At 59.1% G+C, this 21,047-nt stretch carries 19 protein-coding genes; 14 read left to right on the top strand and 5 right to left on the bottom strand.

Annotated elements, in window-relative coordinates; all coding sequences use genetic code 11:
* Positions 1 to 57: 57 nt before the first annotated feature.
* The 6 genes from WNY39_RS03960 (at position 58) to WNY39_RS03935 (ending at position 5,432) form a co-directional block, all read left to right on the top strand.
* Positions 58 to 1,590, top strand: coding sequence for an acyl-CoA carboxylase subunit beta (locus WNY39_RS03960; RefSeq protein ID WP_342844215.1), 1,533 nt, complete (start codon positions 58 to 60; stop codon positions 1,588 to 1,590).
* A gap of 116 nt (positions 1,591 to 1,706) precedes the next feature.
* The gene (locus tag WNY39_RS03955) at positions 1,707 to 2,084 is read left to right on the top strand and encodes a DUF6497 family protein (RefSeq protein ID WP_342844213.1); all 378 of its coding nucleotides are present in this window, start codon (positions 1,707 to 1,709) and stop codon (positions 2,082 to 2,084) included.
* A gap of 214 nt (positions 2,085 to 2,298) precedes the next feature.
* Complete coding sequence (locus WNY39_RS03950) at positions 2,299 to 2,439, top strand: hypothetical protein (RefSeq protein ID WP_175498451.1); 141 nt, start codon at positions 2,299 to 2,301, stop codon at positions 2,437 to 2,439.
* 87 nt (positions 2,440 to 2,526) lie between these two features.
* A complete protein-coding gene (locus WNY39_RS03945; RefSeq protein ID WP_341234904.1) occupies positions 2,527 to 2,874 on the top strand; it encodes a hypothetical protein in 348 nt (115 codons plus the stop codon).
* A gap of 174 nt (positions 2,875 to 3,048) precedes the next feature.
* A complete protein-coding gene (locus tag WNY39_RS03940; protein ID WP_219580814.1) occupies positions 3,049 to 3,255 on the top strand; it encodes a hypothetical protein in 207 nt (68 codons plus the stop codon).
* A gap of 131 nt (positions 3,256 to 3,386) precedes the next feature.
* Positions 3,387 to 5,432 carry an acetyl/propionyl/methylcrotonyl-CoA carboxylase subunit alpha gene (locus WNY39_RS03935; RefSeq protein ID WP_342844209.1) on the top strand — a complete coding sequence of 682 codons (2,046 nt, stop codon included), beginning with the start codon at positions 3,387 to 3,389 and terminating at the stop codon, positions 5,430 to 5,432.
* 97 nt (positions 5,433 to 5,529) lie between these two features.
* Here the strand turns inward: WNY39_RS03935 and WNY39_RS03930 are convergent, their stop codons facing one another.
* Positions 5,530 to 5,991: a DUF4174 domain-containing protein gene (locus tag WNY39_RS03930; protein ID WP_342844207.1), complete on the bottom strand. Its 462-nt coding sequence runs from the start codon at positions 5,989 to 5,991 to the stop codon at positions 5,530 to 5,532.
* Positions 5,992 to 6,090: 99 nt separating this feature from the next.
* Here WNY39_RS03930 and WNY39_RS03925 point away from each other — a divergent pair, with 99 nt between their 5' ends.
* The 6 genes from WNY39_RS03925 to WNY39_RS03900 all read left to right on the top strand — a co-directional run bounded on the left by WNY39_RS03925 (position 6,091) and on the right by WNY39_RS03900 (position 12,143).
* Positions 6,091 to 7,095 carry a hypothetical protein gene (locus WNY39_RS03925; protein ID WP_342844206.1) on the top strand — a complete coding sequence of 335 codons (1,005 nt, stop codon included), beginning with the start codon at positions 6,091 to 6,093 and terminating at the stop codon, positions 7,093 to 7,095.
* Positions 7,058 to 9,187: a methylmalonyl-CoA mutase gene (gene scpA, locus WNY39_RS03920; RefSeq protein WP_342844204.1), complete on the top strand. Its 2,130-nt coding sequence runs from the start codon at positions 7,058 to 7,060 to the stop codon at positions 9,185 to 9,187. The genes WNY39_RS03925 and scpA overlap by 38 nt, the downstream gene beginning before the upstream one ends.
* 122 nt (positions 9,188 to 9,309) lie before the next feature.
* Complete coding sequence (locus WNY39_RS03915; protein ID WP_342844366.1) at positions 9,310 to 9,924, top strand: VOC family protein; 615 nt, start codon at positions 9,310 to 9,312, stop codon at positions 9,922 to 9,924.
* Positions 9,921 to 10,406: an N-acetyltransferase family protein gene (locus tag WNY39_RS03910; RefSeq protein WP_342844202.1), complete on the top strand. Its 486-nt coding sequence runs from the start codon at positions 9,921 to 9,923 to the stop codon at positions 10,404 to 10,406. The genes WNY39_RS03915 and WNY39_RS03910 overlap by 4 nt, the downstream gene beginning before the upstream one ends.
* A gap of 31 nt (positions 10,407 to 10,437) precedes the next feature.
* Complete coding sequence (locus WNY39_RS03905) at positions 10,438 to 11,118, top strand: molecular chaperone DjiA (protein ID WP_342844200.1); 681 nt, start codon at positions 10,438 to 10,440, stop codon at positions 11,116 to 11,118.
* The gene (locus WNY39_RS03900; RefSeq protein WP_342844198.1) at positions 11,118 to 12,143 is read left to right on the top strand and encodes an endonuclease/exonuclease/phosphatase family protein; all 1,026 of its coding nucleotides are present in this window, start codon (positions 11,118 to 11,120) and stop codon (positions 12,141 to 12,143) included. The genes WNY39_RS03905 and WNY39_RS03900 overlap by 1 nt, the downstream gene beginning before the upstream one ends.
* Before the next feature lie 51 nt (positions 12,144 to 12,194).
* Here WNY39_RS03900 and ppx read toward each other — a convergent pair whose 3' ends face one another.
* The 4 genes from ppx to WNY39_RS03880 all read right to left on the bottom strand — a co-directional run bounded on the left by ppx (position 12,195) and on the right by WNY39_RS03880 (position 17,984).
* Complete coding sequence (gene ppx / locus WNY39_RS03895; protein WP_342844196.1) at positions 12,195 to 13,769, bottom strand: exopolyphosphatase; 1,575 nt, start codon at positions 13,767 to 13,769, stop codon at positions 12,195 to 12,197.
* 221 nt (positions 13,770 to 13,990) lie between these two features.
* Positions 13,991 to 16,165, bottom strand: coding sequence for an RNA degradosome polyphosphate kinase (locus tag WNY39_RS03890; RefSeq protein WP_342844194.1), 2,175 nt, complete (start codon positions 16,163 to 16,165; stop codon positions 13,991 to 13,993).
* Positions 16,166 to 16,231: 66 nt separating this feature from the next.
* Complete coding sequence (locus WNY39_RS03885; protein ID WP_342844192.1) at positions 16,232 to 16,903, bottom strand: chromosomal replication initiator DnaA; 672 nt, start codon at positions 16,901 to 16,903, stop codon at positions 16,232 to 16,234.
* 1 nt (position 16,904) lies between these two features.
* Entirely contained in the window at positions 16,905 to 17,984 is a 1,080-nt protein-coding gene (locus tag WNY39_RS03880) for an AI-2E family transporter (protein WP_342844191.1), read from the bottom strand.
* A 231-nt stretch (positions 17,985 to 18,215) separates the two neighbouring features.
* Here WNY39_RS03880 and pepT point away from each other — a divergent pair, with 231 nt between their 5' ends.
* A complete protein-coding gene (gene pepT / locus WNY39_RS03875) occupies positions 18,216 to 19,457 on the top strand; it encodes a peptidase T (protein WP_342844190.1) in 1,242 nt (413 codons plus the stop codon).
* Between the two features lie 155 nt (positions 19,458 to 19,612).
* Entirely contained in the window at positions 19,613 to 20,953 is a 1,341-nt protein-coding gene (proS, locus tag WNY39_RS03870) for a proline--tRNA ligase (protein WP_342844189.1), read from the top strand.
* The last annotated feature ends 94 nt before the right edge of the window (positions 20,954 to 21,047 follow it).

The raw sequence follows: 21,047 nt of genomic DNA, 5'->3' as shown, positions 1-21,047 counted from the left end.
CGCTTTGGTTGTTTAGCTGCACTGGCTAGTATGGCGAAAATCTAAAAGAGGTGCGTCATGAAAGATATCCTGGAACAGCTGGAAGACCGTCGCGAAGAGGCCCGCCTGGGTGGTGGGCAAAAACGCATTGATGCGCAGCACGCCCGTGGCAAGCTAACGGCTCGCGAACGGATTGATCTGCTGCTCGATGAGGGGTCTTTCGAGGAATTCGACATGTTCGTCACGCACCGCTGCACCGATTTCGGCATGCAGTCGCAAAAGCCTGCAGGCGACGGTGTTGTCACGGGGTGGGGCACCATCAATGGCCGTCTCGTCTATGTCTTCAGCCAAGACTTTACGGTTTTCGGTGGTTCCTTGTCCGAGGCCCACGCCCAGAAGATCTGCAAAATTCAGGACATGGCCATTCAAAATGGCGCGCCCGTGATCGGCATCAACGATTCCGGCGGTGCGCGTATTCAGGAAGGGGTGGCCAGCCTCGCGGGCTATGCCGAAGTGTTCCAGCGTAATATCGAAGCCTCAGGCGTGATCCCGCAGATCAGCGTGATTATGGGGCCATGTGCGGGCGGCGCGGTCTATTCCCCTGCGATGACCGACTTTATCTTTATGGTCAAAGACACGTCTTATATGTTCGTGACCGGCCCCGATGTGGTGAAAACCGTGACCAACGAACAGGTCACCGCCGAAGAGCTGGGCGGTGCCTCGACTCACACGCGCAAATCATCTGTCGCCGATGCGGCGTTTGAAAACGATGTTGAGGCTTTGGCCGAAGTGCGCCGCTTGGTGGATTTCCTGCCCGCTAACAACCGCGAAAAACCACCCGTCCGCCCGTTCTTTGATGATCCCAACCGGATTGAATCCTCACTCGACACGCTGGTGCCGGTGAACGCGAACACCCCCTACGATATGAAAGAGCTGATCCACAAGCTGGCAGACGAGGGCGATTTCTACGAGATTCAGGAAGATTTCGCCAAGAACATCCTGACCGGCTTTATCCGTATCGAAGGCCGAACTGTTGGCGTTGTGGCCAACCAGCCCATGGTGTTGGCCGGTTGTCTGGATATCGACAGCTCGCGCAAGGCGGCGCGCTTCGTGCGTTTCTGCGACGCGTTCGAAATCCCGATCCTGACCTTGGTCGACGTTCCCGGCTTTCTGCCCGGCACCAGCCAGGAATATGGCGGCGTGATCAAACACGGTGCCAAACTGCTCTTTGCTTATGGCGAGGCGACAGTGCCGATGGTGACCGTGATCACCCGCAAGGCTTACGGCGGTGCCTATGACGTGATGGCGTCCAAACACCTGCAATCCGACTTTAACTATGCATGGCCCACCGCTGAAATCGCGGTGATGGGGGCCAAGGGTGCGACGGAAATCATCCACCGCGCCGATCTGAATGACCCCGAAAAAATCGCCAGCCACACCGCCGACTACGAAGAGCGTTTCGCGAACCCGTTTGTGGCAGCCGAACGCGGTTTCATCGACGAGGTCATCCAGCCCAGCATGACACGCAAACGTATTGCCCGCGCCTTTGCGTCGCTACGCAACAAATCCAAAACGATGCCGTGGAAGAAACACGATAACATCCCGCTCTGACTTCTCTGGCTCTTAAATATCCTCGCCGAAGGCATAGAATCTTTGGCGGAACAGGAGAAACGCGTGAAACCGTTCGCTGATCATACATCAAACGCTCTGGCGGGGCAGGTGGCCAGATGAAACTGGTCGCTGCCCTTTTGCTCGCGGCGTCGCCGCTACAGGCGCTTGATGTCCCCTCGGGGCAGCAGGTCGACCTGCAAGAGGTTCTGGTCGATCAGATGGGCGATGAGACATGGCTGCGGTTTCGTTTCATAGCGCCTGCTATTGCCCGTGACGGGGGCACGATCACCTATAACGTGGCATCGCCTGATATGAAGGCGCTGTGCGACACGCTGGCCATCCCCTATGCCGCACAGTATGCGCTGACGGGCGACGTGATTGTGATTTCATTGGCGGACAGGGCGGTTGAATTTGGTGCCGTAGACCCAAGCGTAACACAGTTTTTCGAAGCATATCGCCCCGAAAAGGGCATCTGCATCTGGGAGGCATTATGATGCAACCACAATATCTTGCGCAGCCATCTGCACGTACTGGCAGAACTGCGGCTTTGGCGACACATTTTCGCCGATCGAAAACGGCCCCGTATGCAATGCGCGGCAACTGCGGTAATATCGCGCCAAGGAATACGCAGGTATCCCTTACCACAAAAGCGGGGTTTTATTGGCATGAGGCAGTGCCGGACCCTTTATGCAATCACAGGAGACTACGATGTCAAAGAGCATCACAATGTTGGCCGCATTCGGCCTTGTCGCAGCTGTTTCAGCATGCGCGCCCAAGCAGGAAGAATATGTTGTTGTCGCACCCGAGCCCATCTCGGTTGAGCCAGTATACACAGGCAAGTACAAGTAAAGCTTGCCGGGGGCAGGCCGCTGCGTCTGTCCCCACACCACCTGCTTTGATTTCACAGCGCATGGTCCCTGCAGTCTGGGGGGCATCATGCTGAAACATCGCGGTTTTCCGGGGCGTATGCCCGGTTCAGACTATCAATTCACCATTCGTCGCGCCAACCCCAAAGGGGTGACGCCGCTGACCCGTCGCGAACGGCGCTCGGATCGTAAGTCCGTGGACCGGCGTGCGGATACGGCGTTTATGGCGGCCCTGTGGGAGTCCTTTGGTACAGAGCCGTTCGAGCGTGGCAATCTGGATGCGGGCCGTTTGTCGTGGATGTTCGGCCGCGAAGTCGTCCCTGCCGAAGACCCCTTTGATCCCGCAGACTACGAGGCCTTGCTGGTGATCAATGAACCGCTTGCCCGTGCGGCTTTCCCCGACGCGTTCGAGGATTGAACAGATGCCCGCATGGATCACATCAGCGGATAACCGCCCCGTGGCCAGCGGGTTTTTGCCCTTTGCCGGGGCGGGGCTTGGTAAAGCTCTGGGTGCGACGGAACCATTGATCTATCATCGCGTTAAGCCACGTATTCAGAACGTTGCATTGAGCAGATCAAAAGGACGCCCCCTATGCCTATCAAGAACATCATTCTCGCCCTCACAGCCTGTGCAGGCCTTGCCGCTTGCGGCGACAACCTTGGCGAACAAGCCCTTGGCGGCGGTGTCGTCGGTGCCGGTGCTGCGGCGCTTACCGGCGGCGGTTTGCTGCAAGGTGCGGCCATCGGTGCAGGCGCAAACGTGCTTGCATGCCAATCCGGCGCGGTACGCTGCAACTGATCTAGACGATCACACTCAACTGGATGACGCGGCCCGCGTGGGCGGCGCATCCCTATACGATAATTCCGACCCCGCTCAGCCCATGCTGATGCGGGGTTTTTCCGTTTCCTCAAGACCCAAAGGGACAGCCCATGTTCAATAAGATCCTGATCGCCAACCGCGGCGAAATTGCCTGCCGTGTTATCAAGACCGCGAAAAAGATGGGCATCCAGACCGTCGCCATCTATTCCGACGCCGATGCCCAAGCGTTGCATGTGCAAATGGCGGACGAGGCGATCCACATCGGCCCACCCCCTGCGAACCAGTCCTATATCGTCATCGACAAAGTGATGGCCGCGATTAAGGAATCCGGCGCGCAGGCGGTGCACCCCGGCTATGGTTTTCTGTCCGAGAACTCGAAATTCGCCGAAGCGCTTGCCGCTGCGGGCGTGGCATTTGTAGGCCCCCCAGTTGGCGCGATCGAGAAAATGGGCGACAAGATCACCTCGAAAAAGATCGCGCAAGAAGCGGGGGTCTCCACCGTACCCGGCTACATGGGCCTGATCGCCGACGCGGACGAAGCCGTGAAAATCTCGAACGAAGTTGGCTATCCCGTCATGCTCAAGGCGTCTGCGGGCGGCGGCGGCAAGGGGATGCGCATTGCATGGAACGATGAAGAGGCCCGCGAAGGCTTCCAGTCCTCCAAGAACGAAGCTGCCAACAGCTTTGGCGACGACCGTATCTTTATCGAGAAATTCGTAACCCAGCCGCGCCACATCGAAATTCAGGTTCTGTGCGACAGCCACGGCAACGGCATTTACCTAGGCGAACGCGAATGTTCGATCCAGCGCCGCAACCAAAAAGTTGTCGAAGAAGCGCCTTCGCCGTTCCTCGACGAGGCCACGCGCAAAGCCATGGGTGAACAGTCCGTCGCACTGGCCCAAGCGGTTGGCTATGCCTCGGCCGGGACCGTCGAATTCATCGTGGATGGCGACAAGAATTTCTACTTCCTCGAGATGAACACACGTTTGCAGGTGGAACATCCCGTGACCGAACTGATCACCGGCGTCGATCTGGTTGAACAGATGATCCGCGTGGCCAATGGCGAAAAGCTGACCATCACCCAAGACGACGTGAAACTGACCGGTTGGGCCATCGAAAACCGCCTTTATGCCGAAGACCCGTACCGTGGCTTCTTGCCCTCCATCGGTCGTTTGACCCGTTACCGTCCGCCCATGGAAATCGCGGCTGGCCCGCTGCTGACCAATGACAAATGGCATGGCGATGCGCCAAGCGGCGACATGGCCGTGCGCAATGACACTGGCGTCTATGAGGGCGGCGAGATCAGCATGTATTACGATCCAATGATCGCCAAGCTGTGTACATGGGCCCCAACCCGTGCCGAAGCGATCGAGGCGATGCGTGTGGCCCTTGATAGTTTCGAGGTCGAAGGCATCGGTCACAATCTGCCGTTCTTGTCCGCCGTGATGGATCACCCGATCTTTACCGCAGGCGACATGACGACTGCCTTTATCGAAGAACAATACCCGGACGGCTTCCAAGGCGTTGAATTGCCAGAGGCTGAACTGCGCCGCATCGCTGCGGCAACATCGGCCATGCACCGGGTCAGCGAAATCCGCCGCACCCGCGTGTCGGGTCGGATGGACAATCACGAACGCAAGGTTGGTACCGCGTGGAATGTCGCCATTCAGGGGCAATCCTATGACGTGGATATTGCCGCTGACCATGAAGGCGCGACCGTCACATTCGAGGATGGGCATGAAATGCGCGTTGCGGGCGACTGGACGCCGGGCGATCATCTGGCGACGATGACGGTCGATAATGCACCGTTGATCTTTAAGGTCGGCAAAATCTCGGGCGGGTTCCGCATTCGTGCGCGTGGCGCTGACCTCAAGGTGCATGTGCGCAACCCGCGTCAGGCCGAACTGGCCCGCTTGATGCCCGAAAAACTGCCGCCGGATACGTCCAAGCTGCTGCTCTGTCCGATGCCCGGTTTGGTTGTTAAAATCGACGTCGAAGTCGGCGACGAAGTTCAAGAAGGCCAGAACCTATGCACCATCGAGGCGATGAAGATGGAAAACATCCTGCGCGCCGAGAAGAAGGGCACCGTGTCAAAAATCAACGCGAGCGCAGGCGACAGTCTGGCCGTTGACGACGTCATTATCGAGTTTGAATAAAGCCAATGATTGCCAGCCCATGCATCAGCCCCGCCATCGGATCGGTGTCTTGCACCGCCCCGATTGGCGTGGCGCTGCGTGGGTTCAGGCCCGGCGTTCAGTCAAACAATTGGCGCGGCTGTTCCTTGGCATCGCGGATTTCGCGCTGCCGGATCGTCATCTTGTCGATGCTGCGCGTAATCTCTCGGACATCCCACGGGCGCGGTTTACGCAGCTTGATGCCACCATCCTTGCCGACCAGCACCAACATAAACCCGCGCGGGCGCATCTTTAGCCGCATGGCACTGCGCGCGGCAGGGTCCGTATCGGTCAGCACGATGACATCGCGTGCCAGTAAATCCTCTTGCTGGGCCATCAGTAATTCCATCTGCGAGATGTACGCAGGGTCGTCCGGACTGTCGGCAAAGACCAAAACCGGCCTTTTTTTCCAGTGGAATTCACTCAAATCTGCCATATCTGCCGGTGCAAACAGCACTGGGGCGGGTGGTTCTGTGGCGGATTGTGCAACTGCAAAAGATGCAAACAATCCAACAAAAACAAGGGCTATCACTGATTTCATTTTCTCTCCTACTGCCTCTGATATAGGGGTTCTGCCCGAGATTGCGATGCGCAATTTATGGCAAACGGCTATTAAGCTTAACGAAACAGGTCATCGGACATGAATGGGGTGGTTTCCCTGAATGGATCGGTTGGGGCGGTTCCCTTGTTACGATTGGGCGAAAAGCTGATGGATATTATTTTGCATGTGGGCGCGCACAGAACGGCGACGACCAGCTTTCAACGGTATCTGCGGGACAATTCTGATGCGATTGCCGCATCCAAAACAGGTATTTGGGGGCCATTGCGCACCCGCAAGGGGCTGTTTTCAGGGATTTTTCCCGGCCCCAAGATGCAAGGCCGGTCACCTGAACGGGTAAAGGGCCGTGTCGCGTTGCAACTGGCCCGCGCCCGCGAAAACGGGGTCGCGCGTTTGCTGGTGTCCGAGGAAAACATGATCGGATCGTCGCGCCATTGCGTGCGCACAGGGGTGCTGTTCCCCGCTGCGGGTGACCGGATGGCGCGGTACTGCGCCGCTTTCGATGGCAACATTACGCGAATTATACTTAACATCCGGTCGCCTGAAACATGGTGGTCATCGGCGGCGGCTTACGCAATTTCGCGCGGTCACGGGGTGCCAAGCCCGTCAAAGCTGGACAAAATCGCGGCGTCACAGCGCAGTTGGCGTGATGTGATTACCGATCTGGCCTGCGCCGTACCTAACGCGGAAATCAAAGTCGCCACATTCGAGGAATACGCGGGCCGCCCGGATGCCTTGCTGGCCGAAGCGACGGGCGTCGCGGCCCCCGTTGACCGCGATCATCACTGGCTGAACCGCGCGCCTGATCTGCCCGCGCTGCGCGCCATGCTGGCCGAGCGCGGTCAAGACCCAGATCTGCTGCCCGACGAAACGGGCCGCTGGAACCCGTTTAACGATGCGCAAGCAGCCGCTTTGCGTGAAACCTATTCCGATGATCTGTTCTGGCTGACTGCCGGGGCGGATGGTCTGGCCCAACTGACAGAAAATAGCGTCCGAGAAAGAGCAGGCACAAGCCAGCCGTCGGGCAACCCTAAAAAAGGACATCCCCATGACAGCCGACAAAGATATCTGGCGCAATCTGGCTGAGGCCGAGTTGCGCGGACGCCCCGTTGACGATCTCACCTGGCACACGCTGGAAGGCATCGACGTCAAACCGCTGTACACCGCCGAGGATACCGCCGGTCTGGACCACATGGATGGCATCCCCGGGCAGGCCCCCTTTACCCGTGGTGTGAAGGCGACGATGTACGCAGGCCGCCCGTGGACGATCCGCCAATATGCGGGCTTTTCCACGGCCGAGGAATCCAACGCCTTTTATCGCCGCGCCTTGGCCGCCGGCCAGCAGGGCGTTTCCGTGGCCTTCGATCTGGCCACTCACCGTGGTTATGACAGCGACCACCCCCGTGTTGAGGGCGACGTTGGCAAGGCCGGCGTGGCCATCGACAGTGTCGAGGATATGAAAATCCTGTTCGATGGTATCCCGCTCGACAAGGTATCGGTGTCGATGACCATGAACGGCGCGGTGATCCCGATTTTGGCCAGTTTCATCGTCGCGGGCGAAGAGCAGGGGCACGATAAATCGGTCCTTTCCGGCACCATTCAGAATGATATTCTGAAAGAGTTTATGGTGCGCAACACCTATATCTATCCGCCAGAACCCTCGATGAAGATCATCGGCGACATCATCGAATATACCTCTGACCACATGCCGAAATTCAACTCGATCTCGATCTCGGGCTATCACATGCAAGAGGCCGGTGCGAACCTGGTGCAAGAACTGGCGTTCACCTTGGCCGATGGTCGGGAATACGTGCGCACCGCCATTGCCGCTGGTATGGACGTCGATAAATTCGCGCCGCGTCTCAGCTTTTTCTTTTGCATCGGTATGAACTTCTTCATGGAGGCCGCTAAGCTGCGCGCCGCCCGTCTGCTATGGTCGCGGATCATGGATGAATTCAAACCGCAAAACCCCAAATCCGCCATGCTGCGCACCCATTGCCAGACATCGGGCGTGTCGTTGCAGGAACAAGACCCCTATAACAACGTGATCCGCACCGCCTACGAGGCGATGTCGGCAGTGTTGGGCGGCACCCAATCGCTGCACACCAACGCGCTGGACGAAGCGATTGCCTTGCCGACCGAATTCTCGTCACGCATTGCACGCAACACCCAGTTGATCCTGCAAGAAGAAACTGGCGTGACCAATGTGGTCGATCCACTGGCTGGCAGCTATTACGTGGAAAAACTGACCAGCGATCTGGCCGAGGCAGCTTGGAAGCTGATCGAAGAGGTTGAAGAGCTGGGCGGGATGACCAAGGCCGTGGCATCGGGCATGCCGAAACTGCGCATCGAAGAAGCAGCCGCCACCCGGCAGGCCAAGATCGACCGGGGCACCGATGTGATCGTCGGCGTCAATAAATACCGCCGCGAGACTGAAGACGCGATTGATATCTTGGACGTCGATAACGTCGCGGTGCGCGACAGTCAGATCAAGCGCCTTGAAACGCTGCGCGCAAACCGGGACGAGGCCGCCTGCACAGCCGCGCTGACGGAATTGACCCGCCGCGCAAAAGAGGGCGGCAACCTGCTCGAGGGGGCCGTCGAAGCGGCCCGCGCCCGCGCCACAGTTGGAGAAATTAGCATGGCTATGGAAAGCGAATTCGGCCGCCACCGCGCCGAGGTGAAAACATTGGCTGGCGTCTATGGTGCCGCCTATGAGGGCGATAGCGGCTTTGCCGAAATTCAGAAATCCGTCGAAGACTTTGCCGAGGCCGAGGGCCGCCGCCCGCGCATGTTGGTCGTAAAAATGGGCCAAGACGGGCATGACCGTGGTGCCAAGGTTATCGCGACCGCCTTTGCCGATATCGGGTTTGACGTGGACGTAGGCCCCTTGTTCCAGACCCCTGCCGAGGCCGCCCAAGACGCCGTCGACAACGACGTGCATGTCATTGGCATCTCGTCGCAGGCGGCGGGCCACAAGACCCTAGCGCCGCAATTGATCAAGGCGCTGAAGGACGCGGGGGCCGAGGATATCTTGGTCATCTGCGGCGGCGTGATCCCGCAGCAGGATTATAAATTCTTGTATGACGCGGGCGTCAAAGCGATATTCGGGCCGGGCACAAACATCCCCAACGCGGCGCAGGATATTTTGAAGTTGATCCGCGAGGCGCGGTGTTAAGCCAACCTTTAAAGAATGAGGGGGCTGTCTGCCCCCTCAAACTCCATTACGTTAAAGAATGAGGGGGCTGTCTGCCCCCTCAAACTCCCCCGAGGATTTAGACCCATTTGGAAAATGAGAAGATGATGGAGTTGGATCACATTGCAATCGCGGGCGAGAGCCTCTCTGCGGCGGTTGCTTATGTTCAAGAAAGCTTGGGCGTCGCCATGCAGCCGGGTGGGGAGCACGCGGTGTTTCATACCCATAACCAGTTGTTGGGGCTGGAAGACGGGCTGTATCTTGAGGCGATTGCGGTGAACCCAGCGGCACCCGATCCGGACCGGGCGCGGTGGTTTGATCTGGACCGGTTCAGCGGGCTTGCGCGGCTGACCAACTGGATTTGCCGCTGCGATGATCTGGATGCGACCTTGCGGGCGCTGCCGGCGGGGTTCGGCGCGCCGGTTCAGTTGCAACGCGGTGATTTACGCTGGCGCATGGCGGTGCCGCAGTCTGGTATCCTACCCTTTGATAACTGCGCCCCTGCGTTGATTGAATGGCAGGGCGATGCGCATCCCGCGCCGCGGCTTGGATCGGGGGGCGGCCGTTTGGAGACGTTAGAGGTGCAGCATCCTGATGCCTTGGTATTGGCTGACCTGCTCGCGCCCTTGTTGCGCGACAATCGGGTTTTATTTGCAACGGGTGATCCAGGGCTGACGGCCGCATTCGATATCGCGGGTCGCAAGGCCGTGTTGACGTGATCATTCGGGCTGCAGGGACGCAAGACGCGGCCGAGATTGCCGCGATCTGGAACGACATGATCCGCGATACCTTGTTCACCTTTACCACTGAACAAAAGACCCAAGCCGGGATCGTTGCCATGATCGCTGACCGTCCCGGGGCCGTTTGGGTTGCGCAGACGGACCGGATCGTTGGTTTTGTCACCTACGCGCAGTTTCGAAGCGGGCCGGGGTACCGCACGAGTGTTGAGCATAGCATCGTGCTGGGCGATGGCGTGCGCGGGCAGGGTGTGGGCCGCGCCCTGATGGATCAGGCCTGTTTATCTGCAGCGCAGCAAGGCCGGCACATCATGGTTGCGGGCATCAGTTCGGCCAATACCGGCGGCGTGGCCTTTCATGCAGCCATGGGATTTCAACAGGTTGGCCGGATGCCGGAAATCGCGCGTAAAGACGGGCAATGGCTTGATTTGGTTTTGATGCAGAAAATGCTGACCGCCCCCTGACTTCCTTGCTGCGGCGCAGTAGGGTGGGGCCATGTCGATTTGGTCACGCATCACCGAAGCTTTGTCAGCGCTTACCGCAGGGGAGGGGCTGTCGACGGTTTTTGACCGTTTGCGCAGCCCGCCAGAGCGGTCGGTCGCCTTTACCATCGCGGTGATCGCCCTTGGTGCAAAGATGGCCAAGGCGGACGGGCAGGTCACCCGCGACGAGGTCACAGCATTTCGCGAAGTTTTCCAAATTGCCGAGGCCGATCAACAGGGTGCGGCGCGGGTATTCAACCTGGCGCGGCAGGATGTGACCGGGTTTGAGGATTACGCAAGCCGCATTGCCAGCATGTTTGCGGACCAGCCCGAGATGCTGCGCGACCTGATTGAAGGGTTGTTTCACATCGCAATGGCCGATGGCACATATCACCCGAACGAGGATGCGTTTCTGACCCGCGTTGCCGAGATTTTTGCTATGAACGAAAGCGATTTTGCGTCGCTGCGCGCACGGTTTGTGCCAGATACATCGCCGCTGCCCCATACGGTTTTGGGGATATCGCCCAATGCGTCGTTGGAAGAAGGCAAAGCTGCGTGGCGGCAGTTGGTGCGTGACAACCACCCTGATGCTTTGGTGGCACGGGGGCTTCCGCCAGAGGCGATTTCGATGGCGGAAAAACGGCTGATCGACATCAACCGCGCGTGGGAAACCTGGTCAGGCAAGGCGCGGTAATGCGTATTGCGACCTATAATGTCGAATGGTTCACCGGGCTGTTTGACGAGAAAGATCAACTGTTTGACGATGGCGCGTGGTCGGCACGGCATAATGTGACCCGCGCCGAGCAAACCCAGGCGTTGGGCCGCGTGTTTCGCGCGCTGGATGCGGATGCGGTGATGATCATCGAGGCGCCGGATAGCAGCCGCAATCACGCAACCGTCGCGGCATTGCAAAACTTTGCCGCGCATTTCGGTCTGCGTACAACAGACGCGATCATGGGGTTTTCCAATGACACGCAACAGGAAATTGCGCTGCTCTATGACCCAAGCAAGCTGACGGTCACCCATGCTCCGGGTGGCGAGGCGACAGGGCCGGAGGGCGCAACAGGCGCGCCGCGCTTTGACGGTGTCTTGCGGATTGATCTGGATATTGATGCCAAGGAAGATCAGGTCGTCTTCTCGAAGCCCCCGCTGGAGCTGAGCGTTCAGACCAATACAGGGTTCGCGTTCCGGATGATCGGTGCGCATCTGAAATCAAAAGCACCGCACGGCGCAAAGACACCCCAAGACGTGCTGCGTTTGGGGATCGCTAACCGCCGCAAACAATTGGCACAGGCGATATGGTTGCGCCGGCGGATCGAGACCCATCTTGAGACCGGCGATACGATGATGGTGCTGGGGGACTTAAACGATGGTCCGGGCCTCGATTCATTCGAGGATCTGTTCGGGCGTTCCTCGGTCGAGATCGTGATGGGGCATCGCGGCGCATATGCGTTGATTGAACCGCATGCGGAGCGCGCATTGGCCCAACGCATCGGTGCAACCCCCACGACATCGCGGTTTTGGATCGCGCCAGAGAAACGGTATTTGCAGGCGCTGCTGGATTACATCATGGTCAGCCCTTCGTTTATGCAGCGCAATGCAAGCTGGCGCATTTGGCATCCGCTGGATGACCCTGATTGCTGGGCAGACACGGCATTGCGTGACGCGCTGATCACCGCGTCTGACCATTTTCCGGTGACGATCGAGTTTGACGACTGAACCACGACCCAAGCACCATGCGTAGGGAGCACGGGGGCTGCAGCGCGAGGTTTAGGATTTAGCGGTCTTGAGCTGCACCTCGGCCCCGAGGGAGGCAGCAAGCGAGTTCAAGCGCGCTTCGGCGACCTCTCCAAACAGCGGCAGCATGTCATTGGTTAGCCACAGCTCAAGCTGTTTCTTCTTGGGATACCACCGCAATGTGCCGCGGTCTTCGTCCTTGTTCATCCACAACATCGCACCAAAGCGCATGGCCTTGCCCAGAATCTCGGCCTCGATCCGGGTCTTTTCATCGACCATTTCATAAAGGTCTTCAAAGCGGGTGTTTTCACGCTTGTTGGAATAGCGGTGCAGCAGGGCAAGGCCCAAGAATATCCGCTCGGAATGTTTGAGCCCACCCAGATTGGCGCGGGTGGCGTTGTCGAAACACACCTCGGCGCGGTAATCGGGATGCGCGCGCCAGCTGACGTCATGCAGCAGGCAAGCCGCCTTGATCAGGCGTTTGCGCTGTGGGGGTGCAGATTTGTAAAGCGGTGAAATGAAATCATAAAGCACCTTGCCAAAACCGGGCATGCGCGCGTCTTTGGCTTCGGCAAAACGGCAGGCCTCGATCAGCGGATCGCGGTCGCGCAGACGTTGCGGCATCTGTTCGTAAAGCATCCCCTCGCGGATGCCATAGCTGGAAATGGCGATGTCCTTGGGCTTGAAGGTCTTGACCAAGCGCGACAGAACCTCGGCGGCAAAGGGCACCAGAGCCATCCGGCTTGAGGACACGCCACTGATTTGGCGCAGCTCTTCTAGGTTGGCATTTTTGATGTGTTTCACGGTCTCACGCACGGATTTGGCCGTCATACGGTATTCGTGCAGCACATGCAGCGGATAGCCGCGCCGGACCATATCGATGCGGGCAATGGCGCGCCACGATCCACCGACCAGAAACAGACGGTCGCGCTGCGCGCCCATTTTGTCGGCCAAGCCTTGCATGACTTCTTTGATATGTTCCTGCCGTGCCTTGGCCCCGCCCTTGATATCACGCAGCTTGAGCGGCCCAAGCGCCGAGGTGACCCGCTTGCCCACGCGTCCGGCGGAAATCTCAGCAAGCTCCATCGACGAGCCGCCGATGTCGCAGACCAGACCATACGCCCCCGGCCAGCCCAACAGCACACCCTGCGCCGAAAGTCGGGCTTCTTCCTCGCCGTCGATGACCCAGATTTTCAGGCCGGTTTCACGCTCGACCTCGTCACAAAATGCGCGGCCGTCGGAGGCATCGCGCACCGCGGCCGTCGCCACCACCGTCAGTTCGGCCAGCTGCATGCCATCGGCGAGCTTTCTGAACCGCTTCATCGCGGATAAAGCGCGTGCGCGCCCTTGGGGCGATAGATGGCCGGTTTCAGCCATGCCAGCGCCCAAGGCGCACATGATTTTTTCGTTGTAGAAATAAGCGGGCGACCGGGCGGCCCCATCAAATACCACCAGCCGGACCGAGTTCGACCCGACATCGACAACGCCGACCTTGGCCAATGCGCGGGCCGAGGGGTCTAGAAACAGCGGTTTTCCGAAAAGCCCCAGATCGGCCACGCCGGTTTCAGGGACAGGGGTGGGCGGATTGGTGTCTAGCGTATCTGCCACAAATGCTCCTGCGGGGGCTTTGGTTCATGTCCAAATTGGCCCAGTTGTGGGGGGAAGGTCAATCGTTAACGGTCTGCGGACTGTTGTAAAAAGGAGAGGGCCAAGGGCCCTCGTGACATTTTGGGGCGTGGGGGAGGCGTGAGCCCCATGTGGCCGCAGGCGGGATCGGGGAGGAGACCTGCGCCTTCGGCGAGAGTTTATTTGGCAAAATGAAAATCAGGTCAGTCTTCGGTATGGGTTAGCTTGGGCACGTCCGAGGCACCGGCGCTGCCACGGCCCGAAAGCGACGGGTTTTCCATGAAGAAGCGGTGGCAGTTGAAGGCGAATACGCCTTCTTTCAAGGGGGGGCGGACAAAGCTGCCATCGGCCGACATCACCCAGCTTTGCGCCACGTCGGCGAGGTTTGCCGCCATGATCTGGCTGGTGATCTGTGCCTTGACGGTGGGGTTTTCGATTTCCACGAGGGTTTCGACGCGGCGGGTCAGGTTGCGGCCCATCCAGTCGGCGGAGGACATGAAAACCCGCGCCTTTTTATGAGGTAGGCCGTGGCCATTGCCAAAGCACACGATGCGCGAATGTTCCAAAAACCGCCCGACGATGGATTTGACGCGGATGTTTTCGGACAGACCTTTGATGCCGGGGCGCAGGCTGCAAATGCCGCGCACGACGAGGCTGATTTTAACGCCAGCCTGAGAGGCCGCGTAAAGCGCGTCGATCACATCGGCATCGACGATGGAGTTCATTTTGGCCCAAATCTCGGCCGGCTTGCCAGCGGCGGCGTGTTTCGCCTCGGCTGCGATCATGTCGAGCAGGCGGGTTTTTAGGGTGAGCGGCGAGATCGCGAGATTATCCAAGGTTTCGGGTTGGGCATAGCCGGACAGGTAGTTGAACACTTTGGTCGCGTCACGGCCCAGTTTCTGATCGCAGGTGAACAGCGACAGATCGGTATAGATGCGCGCGGTGATCGGGTGGTAATTGCCCGTGCCGTAGTGGGTGTAGGTGACCAGTTGATCGCCCTCGCGGCGTACCACTGTTGAAATTTTCGCATGTGTTTTCAGGTCGATAAAACCGTACACTACATGGGCACCGGCCCGTTCAAGCCTGCGGGACTGGCGGATGTTCGCGGCCTCGTCAAAGCGGGCCTTCAGCTCGACCAGTGCGGTAACGGATTTGCCATCCTCGGCGGCTTCGCACAGCGCTTCGACGATGGGGCTGTCGCGCGAGGTGCGGTAGAGTGTTTGTTTGATCGCCACCACATTGGGATCGCGCGCGGCTTGGGTCAGGAAACGCACCACCATATCGAACGTCTCGTAGGGGTGGTGCAGCAACATATCTTTGGACCGAATTGCGGCAAACATGTCGCCATCATGGTCGGTGACCCGTTCCGGAACGCGGGGTGTGAATTGCGGCCACAGCAGATCGGGGCGGCTGTCGATGACCAGTTCGGACAGATCACCGACCCCGATCATCCCGTCGATTTCAATAACGTCTTGGGGGCGCACGCCCAGTTCGGCCATGACCACGTTTTTCAGCTTTTCGGGCGCGCCGGCGGAATGGGTCAGGCGCACGACCTCGCCGCGGCGGCGGCGTTTCAGTGCAACCTCGAATTCGCGCACCAGATCTTCGGCTTCGTCTTCGACCTCGAGATCGCTGTCGCGCAGAACCCGAAATTCAAAGTGATCTTTCAGTTTGTAGCCGGGGAACAGGTCCGGAACCTTCAGCACCAACAAATCTTCGAGCGGTAGGAAGCGCTGACAGCCGTCGGGCGCGGGCAGCGGCACAAAGCGGTCGATCTTGGCCGGGATGGGCAGCAGCGCCTGTAGGGGGCGTTTATCTGCCGTGCGTTCCAGTTGCAGCGCCAGCGCGTAGCCGGTGTTGGGGATAAAGGGGAACGGGTGAGCGGGGTCGATGGCGAGGGGGGAGAGAACCGCAAACACCTGGTTTAAAAACACATCTTCAAGATGGATCAGATCGGCCTTGTCCAGATCAACGGCGCGTTCGAGCATGATGTTCTGCGCGTCCATCTCGGCCATGAGATCAACCAGCGTGCTTTGCTGGGTCAGCATCAGCTTGCGGGCGTTTTCGTTGATCAGCACCAGCTGTTCAGCAGGGGAAAGTCCATCGGCAGCCGGGGTCGTATTGCCCGCCTGTGCCAATTCGCGCAGACCCGCCACGCGGACCGTGTAAAATTCATCTAGATTGTTGGCGGATATCGACAGAAACCGCAGGCGTTCCAGCAGGGGAACACGGGGGTTCTGCGCCTCTTCCAGCACACGCCAATTGAAGCCCAGCCAACTGAGCTCGCGGTTAAAGAAGCGCCCCGGGCCAGACATGTCCAGATCGGGCAATGTCTCGGGTTCGGGGAAGGCGGCTTTTAGAAAATCAGCTTGGTTCATAGCGGCCTTATGGCGTTGGATTACAACAGAATTATGACAAGGGAAGTGGTGAGAGTATCGCGCGGGTCAGGCGCGATTGTCCAGTACTTGTGCAGCGAGCGCACGGGTCACCGGCTTTTTCTGCGCAAGGCTGGCCGCATCAAGGGCCGCGACCAGATCACCCGCCGCGGCAAAGGACCGGTCCATGCGCAGCAGCAGATAGGGGATTAAATCAGGCTTTGGCGTTAGTTGCCGATCCGCCAAAAGCTTGGCCAGCACGGCCGTCAGCAGCATGTCATCGGGGGCCTCAAGTGCGGCGGAGCCTGCAGCGCCCATACGGCTTGTCAGATCGGGCAAGTTAAGGTTCCAACCCGCAACGGGGGGCGTGCCTGTCATCAGCAGGCTGTGACCCTCGGCCAGAACCAGATTGTGAAGGTGGAACAGGGCCGTTTCCGCCGCAGCATTGCCCGCGATGGCAGGCACATCTTCGACAGCGACGCAGCCTTGGGCAAGTTGGGGGATATCGGCATCGGGCAGATCAATGGCGCTGATGATCCGCGCACCGGACATGGCGGCCCATACATGGGTTAGGTGGGTTTTGCCTGATCCGGCGGGGCCGGTCAGCGCCAGCTTGTTGCCCGCCCAGCCTTGCCAGCCGTCAATCATCGCCGCCGCAATCGCGTTCGACGGGGCAACAAAGAAATCGTCGCGCCCCAGTGCAGTGCGACTGGGAAGCGCAAGGCCAAGCTGTTTTGCCATATCAGTCGGCCCGTTCGTCCAAGGTGGTTTGATCAACGCCCTTATACAGTACACTTTCGCGGTACTGTTCGGTGGCAAACCGCGCGACGACCCCAAGGGCCGCAGCAATAGGTACCGCCGCCAACATGCCGACAAAGCCGAAGAGCGACCCAAATACGGATAGGGCAAGGATCAGCCACACAGGGTGCAGGCCGACCGAGTTTCCCACCAGTTTTGGCGTGAGGAAGTTCCCCTCCAGCATCTGACCAAGCACGAAGATCGCCGCGACCAAACCGATGGACACCCAATCGCCCCAGAACTGGAACAGGGCCAAACCGATGGCCAGCACGCCGCCCAGTACCGCGCCAAGATAAGGAATGAACGTCACAAGCCCGGCGATGAACCCGACGACAAGGCCGAATTGCAACCCGACCAGCATCAGCGCGATGGCGTAATATGCGCCCAAGATCAGGCAGACGGTGCCCATTCCGCGAATGAAACTGGCAAGGGTCTTGTCAATGTCGCGGGCAAGGCGGCGAATGACCGGTGCGTGGTCGCGGGGCAGCAAACTGTCGATCTGCGCGACCATGCGGTCCCAGTCCAGCAGCAGATAGACCGCCACGACAGGCACGATCACGAACAGCAGCAAAATGTTCAACAGCGACGCGGCAGAGGCCAACGCCGTATTCAGCAGCTCGCCACCGCGTTCCTGGATCGTGGCACCAATGCCGGTGATCGATGTACGCAGGGTGGAACCCTCGACCAGCAGGGTAGGGAAACGATCGGTCAGGAAGTCGATGAAATTGCGGGTCAACTCGGGTGCTATTTCGATCAGGTTAATCGCTTGGTTCACCAAGGTCGGCACCACCAACAGCGCCATCAGCACAAAGATCAACAGCGCAAGCAAGGTGATCACTGCGGTGGCCATAGCCCGGCTAAGGCCCAAAGTCTCTAGGCGGTCGGCAACAGGGTCCAGAAAATACGCAATCGCGGCCCCGATCAGGAAGGGCAGCAGGATATCCCCGGTGAACCAAAGGATCACAAGAGCGACTGCGCCTGCAATCCCCCAGTATTTCAATTGATCTCTGATAGGCAGGGCCATGGGCAACCTCCGATACGCGTTCCCGTGTTGACATTGCGCACTGGTACCGGATTTTCAAGGGCTGAGCGGTGTGCGACCCACAAAACATAGGCGCGTTTGGCGGATGTGGGGCCTCCGGCGGGGATTTAAGACCATTTGGAATTTAAGGGCGGGATCTATCGTCCCGCGGGGCGCGGCGACTTGACAATGGCGGGGCTGCCATTGCCACTGTCAGCAACAAGGAGAGCCGATATGCGTAGTGATTTTGACCGTGAACTTGAACAGCGTTTGGTGCGCTATGCCGCGATTGACAGCCAAAGCGACGAGACCAGCCCGACCAGCCCCAGCACGCAAAGACAGCTGGATATGTCGCGTTTGCTGGTAGCGGAGCTGGAGGCGATGGGGGCCGCGGATGTCGAGCTGACCGATTATGGCGTGGTTCTGGCCACGGTGCCCGCCACTGTGGATGGCGCGCCAGTGATGGGATGGTGCGCGCATGTGGACACCGCACCGCAATTTAATGCAACCGGGGTCAAACCGGTCGTGCACCGTGGGTATAACGGCGGCGATATCACCTTTGCCGACGCGCCAGAATTAAAGCTCTCGCCAGAAGTTTCGCCTTTTCTGTCAGAGAAACAGGGCGACGATATTATCACGGCAAGTGGTACGACCTTGCTGGGCGGCGACGATAAGGCGGGCGTGGCGATTATCATGACCGCCGCGCGGCATCTGTTGGAAAACCCCGAAGTGGCCCATGGCAAGATCAGGCTGGCCTTTACCCCCGACGAGGAAATCGGGCGCGGTGTAGACGCGCGTTTGCCCGCCGATATGGCCTGCGACTTTGCCTATACCTTTGACGGGTCAAAGCCCGGCGAGGTCGAGCATGAGACGTTTTCGGCCGACGCTGCTGTGGTGACCGTGACGGGTGTGTCGGCGCATCCGGGCTGGGCCAAGGACAAGATGGTGAACGCGCTGCATCTGGCAGCGAAGATTTTGATGACCCTGCCGCATGTCACGATGACGCCGGAAACAACCGACGGGGTTGAGGGGTTTATTCACGCCTCGACCATCAAGGGCGGGTCATCGGAGGCGGAGATCAAGTTTATCCTGCGCGATTTCGAGCGGGATGGGTTGGCCCAGAAGGGCGCGTTGTTGCAGCAGGTGTGTGAAACGGTACAGGCGACGGAGCCGCGCGCGCAGGTCACCTGCGAGATCACGCCGCAATACCGCAACATGCGCTATTGGCTGGAAAACGATATGACGCCGGTCACCTTGGCCCATGACGCGGTGCGCGCGGCAGGGATGGAGCCGGTATCGATCCCCATCCGGGGCGGGACTGACGGGTCGCGCTTGACCGAGATGGGTTTGCCATGCCCGAATATTTTTACCGGCATGCAGGAGATTCACGGACCGCTTGAGTGGATATCGGTTCAGGATATGGCCAAGGCATTGCGGGTGGCGCTGGAACTGGCCAAGCGGGCGGTGCCGGGCTGACGGTTTAGGGGCGGGGCGCGTGGATTGGATGTTCGATTGGGGCGCTGCCCCAAACCCCGGGATATTTAAGAGCCAGAGAAGCAGGGCAGTGTTGGTGATTGTTTCCCTGATTGCTTTGGCATAATCAGGGCCGAAGCCAGTTTGAGAGGATCATCATGCGTCTGTCCCGTTATTTTCTGCCCGTGCTCAAGGAAAACCCGTCCGAGGCGCAAATTGTCAGCCACCGGCTGATGTTGCGGGCGGGCATGATCAAGCAATCTGCGGCCGGGATTTATTCGTGGTTGCCGTTGGGCTTTAAGGTGCTGCGCAAGATTGAAAATATCGTGCATGAAGAGCAGCAGCGCGCTGGGCATATTCCGATGTTGATGCCGACCTTGCAGCCAGCCGATTTGTGGAAAGAATCCGGGCGCTATGACGCCTACGGCCCCGAGATGCTGCGCATCAAGGACCGTCAGGACCGCGATATGCTGTATGGCCCCACCAACGAAGAGATGATCACGGATATTTTCCGCAGCCATGTCGGGTCTTACAAGGATTTGCCGCTGACGCTGTACCACATCCAGTGGAAGTTCCGCGACGAGATCCGCCCGCGTTTCGGCGTGATGCGCGGCCGCGAGTTTCTGATGAAAGACGGCTATAACTTTGATCTGACCAAGGAAGACGCGCTGCATGCGTATAACCGGCATCTGGTCAGCTATCTGCGCAGCTACGAGCGGATGGGGTTGCAAGCCATTCCGATGCGTGCGGATTCCGGCCCCATTGGCGGCGATGATACCCATGAATTCCTCGTGCTGGCCGACACTGGCGAGTCGGAAGTGTTCTATGACAGCGAGATCACTGATCTGAAATTCGGCGACCGCGAGATCGACTTTGATTCGGTGGATCAGTGCCAAGCGGTGATGGAAGAGTTCACCTCGCGTTATGCACGCACGGACGAGACGCATGATGCCGATCTGTTTGCGCAAGTCCCCGCCGACCGCCAGCGCACGGCGCGCGGCATTGAAGTGGGCCAGATCTTCTATTTCGGCACCAAATATTCAGAGCCGTTGGGCGCGACCGTGCAAGGCCCCGATGGCAAGCCGACGCCCGTGCATATGGGCAGCCACGGCATTGGCGTCAGCCGTCTGCTGGGCGCGATCATCGAGGCCAGCCATGACGACAAGGGCATCATCTGGCCCGAAGGCGTGACGCCGTTCCATGTGGGGATTGTGAACCTCAAACAGGGCGACGAAGAAGCGGATGCGGCCTGTCAGGCGCTGTATGACAGCATTACCGCCTTGGGGCTTGAGCCACTGTACGACGACCGTAACGAGCGTGCGGGCGGCAAATTCGCGACGATGGATTTGATCGGTTTGCCATGGCGGATCACGGTTGGCCCACGCGGGTTGAAAAACGGCGTGGTCGAACTGACCTCGCGCAAGACCGGCGAAAGCGAAGAGATGACCCCGGAAGCGGCCGTTGAAAAAGTAGCAGCGATCTATCGCGCGATTGCCTAAGGCAACATTCCGGCTAAATGAATGGGGCGGCGGCGCAAAAATGCCGCTGCCCCTTCACCGCTTGACCCGTTGCGCGCAAACCAGCAGGTTGCCT

It is taken from the genome of Sulfitobacter sp. AS59 (assembly GCF_038899995.1).
Classification (GTDB): Bacteria; Pseudomonadota; Alphaproteobacteria; order Rhodobacterales; family Rhodobacteraceae; genus Sulfitobacter.
Note: the sequence above shows the minus strand (reverse complement) of the source record. Positions and strands in the feature narration are given on the sequence as shown.